Annotated in this window: 2 protein-coding genes; one reads left to right on the top strand and one right to left on the bottom strand. The window is 52.2% G+C overall.

What is annotated here, in order from left to right; translation table 11 throughout:
* Nucleotides 1-38: 38 nt before the first annotated feature.
* Complete coding sequence (gene typA / locus JSN25_RS06090) at nt 39-1,862, bottom strand: ribosome-dependent GTPase TypA (RefSeq protein ID WP_204525529.1); 1,824 nt, start codon at nt 1,860-1,862, stop codon at nt 39-41.
* Between the two features lie 380 nt (nt 1,863-2,242).
* On the opposite strand from typA, the gene glnA reads away from it, so the two are divergent.
* Entirely contained in the window at nt 2,243-3,652 is a 1,410-nt protein-coding gene (gene glnA / locus JSN25_RS06085) for a glutamate--ammonia ligase (RefSeq protein ID WP_038635848.1), read from the top strand.
* Nucleotides 3,653-3,654 lie beyond the last annotated feature (2 nt).

The following is a 3,654-nucleotide window of genomic DNA, read 5'->3' as shown; positions in this document are numbered from 1 at the left end:
CAGCGGCTTTTTTATGCTTACCTGAGAAAGAGCGTTAATTACTCTTCTTTCGCGCCACGCATTGCACGGCGACGATCGTTTTCAGTCAGGTGACGCTTACGGATACGGATAGAGGTTGGAGTCACTTCTACCAGTTCGTCGTCATCGATGAATTCCAGAGCCTGCTCCAGAGTCATCTTAACCGGCGGAACCAGAACCGTTGCTTCGTCAGTACCGGACGCACGCATGTTGGTCAGTTTCTTACCGGTCAGGCAGTTTACGGTCAGGTCGTTAGAGCGGCTGTGAATACCGATGATCTGGCCTTCGTAAACTTCAGCACCGTGACCCAGGAACAGCTTACCGCGGTCCTGCAGGCTGAACAGTGCGAACGCAACTGCTTTACCCTGGCCGTTGGAGATCAGTACGCCGTTCTGACGCTGACCCACATCACCCGCACGAACGTCGTCGTAGTGGCTGAAGGTGGAATACAGCAGACCGGTACCGGAGGTCATGGTCATGAATTCTGAACGGAAGCCGATCAGACCACGGCTTGGGATTACGTAGTCAAGACGTACGCGGCCTTTGCCATCTGGATTCATGTTTTTCAGATCGCCTTTACGCTCACCCAGAGCCTGCATCACAGAACCCTGATGCTGCTCTTCAACGTCCAGCGTTACGTTTTCGAACGGCTCTTGTTTACGGCCATCGATTTCGCGGAAGATAACTTTCGGACGGGAAACCGCCATTTCGAAACCTTCACGACGCATGTTTTCGATCAGAACAGACAGGTGCAGCTCACCACGACCGGACACACGGAATGCATCCGCATCTTCGGTTTCTTCAACGCGCAGCGCAACGTTGTGCACCAGCTCTTTGTTCAGGCGGTCAAGGATCTGACGAGAGGTAACATATTTACCTTCTTTACCACAGAACGGAGAGGTGTTTACGCAGAAGAACATGGTTACGGTCGGTTCATCAACGGACAGAGCCGGCAGCGCTTCGACATTCTGCGGGTCGCAGATGGTGTCGGAGATGTTCAGTTCGCCCAGACCGGTGATCGCGATGATATCGCCTGCTTCGGCAATATCACTCTCGATACGTTCCAGACCCAGGTGGGTCAGAACTTTACCGACTTTACCGTTGCGGGTTTTACCTTCGCTATCAATGATAGTGATCTGCTGGTTCGGTTTAATTTTACCGCGTTTGATGCGGCCGATACCGATAACGCCAACGTAGTTGTTGTAGTCCAGCTGAGAGATTTGCATCTGCAGCGGGCCGTCAAGGTCTACGTTCGGAGCCGGTACGCGATCAACGATGGTCTGATACAGCGGAGTCATGTCTTCCGCCATATCTTCGTGATCCAGACCTGCGATACCGTTCAGCGCGGAAGCGTAAACGATCGGGAAGTCCAGTTGTTCGTCGGTAGCGTCGAGGTTAACGAACAGGTCGAATACCTGATCAACAACCCAGTCAGGGCGCGCGCCAGGACGGTCAACTTTGTTGATAACAACAATTGGCTTCAGGCCATGGGCAAAGGCTTTTTTGGTCACGAAGCGCGTCTGCGGCATCGGACCATCCATTGCATCCACCACCAGCAGCACGGAGTCGACCATGGACATTACACGTTCAACTTCACCACCGAAGTCGGCGTGCCCCGGGGTGTCAACGATGTTGATACGGTAGTCATTCCATTTGATAGCGGTGTTTTTAGCGAGGATGGTAATCCCACGCTCTTTCTCCAAATCGTTGGAGTCCATCACGCGCTCTTGGGTTTCAGCACGTGCATCGAACGTACCGGATTGTTGGAGCAGCTTGTCTACCAGGGTCGTTTTACCATGGTCTACGTGCGCGATGATGGCGATGTTACGCAAATTTTCGATCACAACTTTGCCTCAGGCATTTTAGAAATAGCGCGTTATTGTACACGGATTAATCGCAGTACAAAACAGGATCACAAACATCCTCCGCAAACAAGTATTGCAGAGTTTCTTTGTGATCACATTCACGGAGCGTTAAAAGGGGTAATCTGGGGTGCGTTGCACCAATATGGTGCTTAATGTTCACATTAAAGCACTATATTGGTGCAATACATCCTTCATGGTGCAGCCCCTTTGCACGATAGTGCGCATGATAACGCCTTTTAGGGGCAATTTAAAAGTTGGCACAGATTTCGCTTTATCTTTTTTACGGCGACACGGCCAATTTTTTGCAGAATTGAAGACTTCGTTACCACGACGACCATGACCAATCCGGGAGAGTAAGTATGTCCGCTGAACACGTTTTGACGATGCTGAACGAACACGAAGTGAAGTTTGTTGATTTGCGCTTCACTGATACTAAAGGTAAAGAACAGCACGTCACTATTCCTGCTCATCAGGTAAATGCCGAATTCTTTGAAGAAGGCAAAATGTTTGACGGCTCCTCAATCGGTGGCTGGAAAGGCATTAACGAATCAGACATGGTTCTGATGCCAGATGCGTCTACTGCACTCATTGACCCGTTCTATGAAGAGTCCACCCTGATCATCCGTTGTGATATCCTGGAACCCGGCACGCTGCAGGGCTACGACCGCGACCCGCGCTCCATCGCTAAACGCGCTGAAGAGTACCTGCGTTCTACCGGCATCGCAGACACCGTTCTGTTCGGGCCAGAGCCAGAGTTCTTCCTGTTTGACGACATCCGTTTCGGCGCGTCCATTTCCGGTTCCCACGTGGCTATCGATGATATCGAGGGCGCATGGAACTCCTCCACCAAATACGAAGGTGGTAACAAAGGTCACCGTCCGGGCGTGAAAGGCGGTTACTTCCCGGTTCCTCCGGTAGATTCTTCTCAGGACATCCGTTCTACCATGTGTCTGATCATGGAAGAAATGGGCCTCGTCGTTGAAGCGCATCACCACGAAGTAGCGACTGCTGGTCAGAACGAAATCGCGACCCGCTTCAACACCATGACCAAAAAAGCGGACGAAATTCAGATCTACAAATATGTGGTTCACAACGTCGCTCACCGTTTCGGTAAAACCGCGACCTTTATGCCAAAACCAATGTTTGGCGATAACGGTTCCGGCATGCACTGCCACATGTCCCTGTCCAAGAACGGCGTAAACCTGTTCTCCGGTGACAAATATGCGGGTCTGTCTGAGCAGGCGCTGTACTACATCGGCGGCGTTATCAAACACGCTAAAGCGATCAACGCCCTGGCGAACCCGACCACCAACTCCTACAAGCGTCTGGTCCCGGGTTACGAAGCGCCGGTAATGCTGGCTTACTCTGCCCGTAACCGTTCTGCTTCTATCCGTATTCCGGTAGTGGCTTCTCCGAAAGCGCGTCGTATCGAAGTGCGCTTCCCGGACCCGGCTGCTAACCCGTACCTGTGCTTCGCCGCGCTGCTGATGGCGGGTCTTGACGGTATTAAGAACAAGATCCACCCGGGTGAAGCGATGGACAAAAACCTGTACGACCTGCCGCCTGAAGAAGCGAAGGAGATCCCACAGGTTGCAGGTTCTCTGGAAGAAGCACTGAAAGAACTGGATCTGGACCGCGAGTTCCTGACTGCAGGCGGCGTGTTCACCAATGAAGCGATCGATGCGTACATTGCGCTGCGTCGTGAAGAAGATGACCGTGTGCGCATGACGCCGCACCCGGTAGAGTTTGAGCTGTACTACAGCGTTTAATC

It is taken from the genome of Citrobacter cronae, assembly GCF_016893685.1.
GTDB classification, from domain to species: domain Bacteria; phylum Pseudomonadota; class Gammaproteobacteria; order Enterobacterales; family Enterobacteriaceae; genus Citrobacter; species Citrobacter werkmanii.
Note: the sequence above shows the minus strand (reverse complement) of the source record. Positions and strands in the feature narration are given on the sequence as shown.

Excerpts from the sequence above, each read along its gene's own strand:
- glnA (WP_038635848.1), top strand. The coding sequence starts at position 2,243 with ATGTCCGCTGAACACGTTTTGACGATGCTGAACGAACACGAAGTGAAG.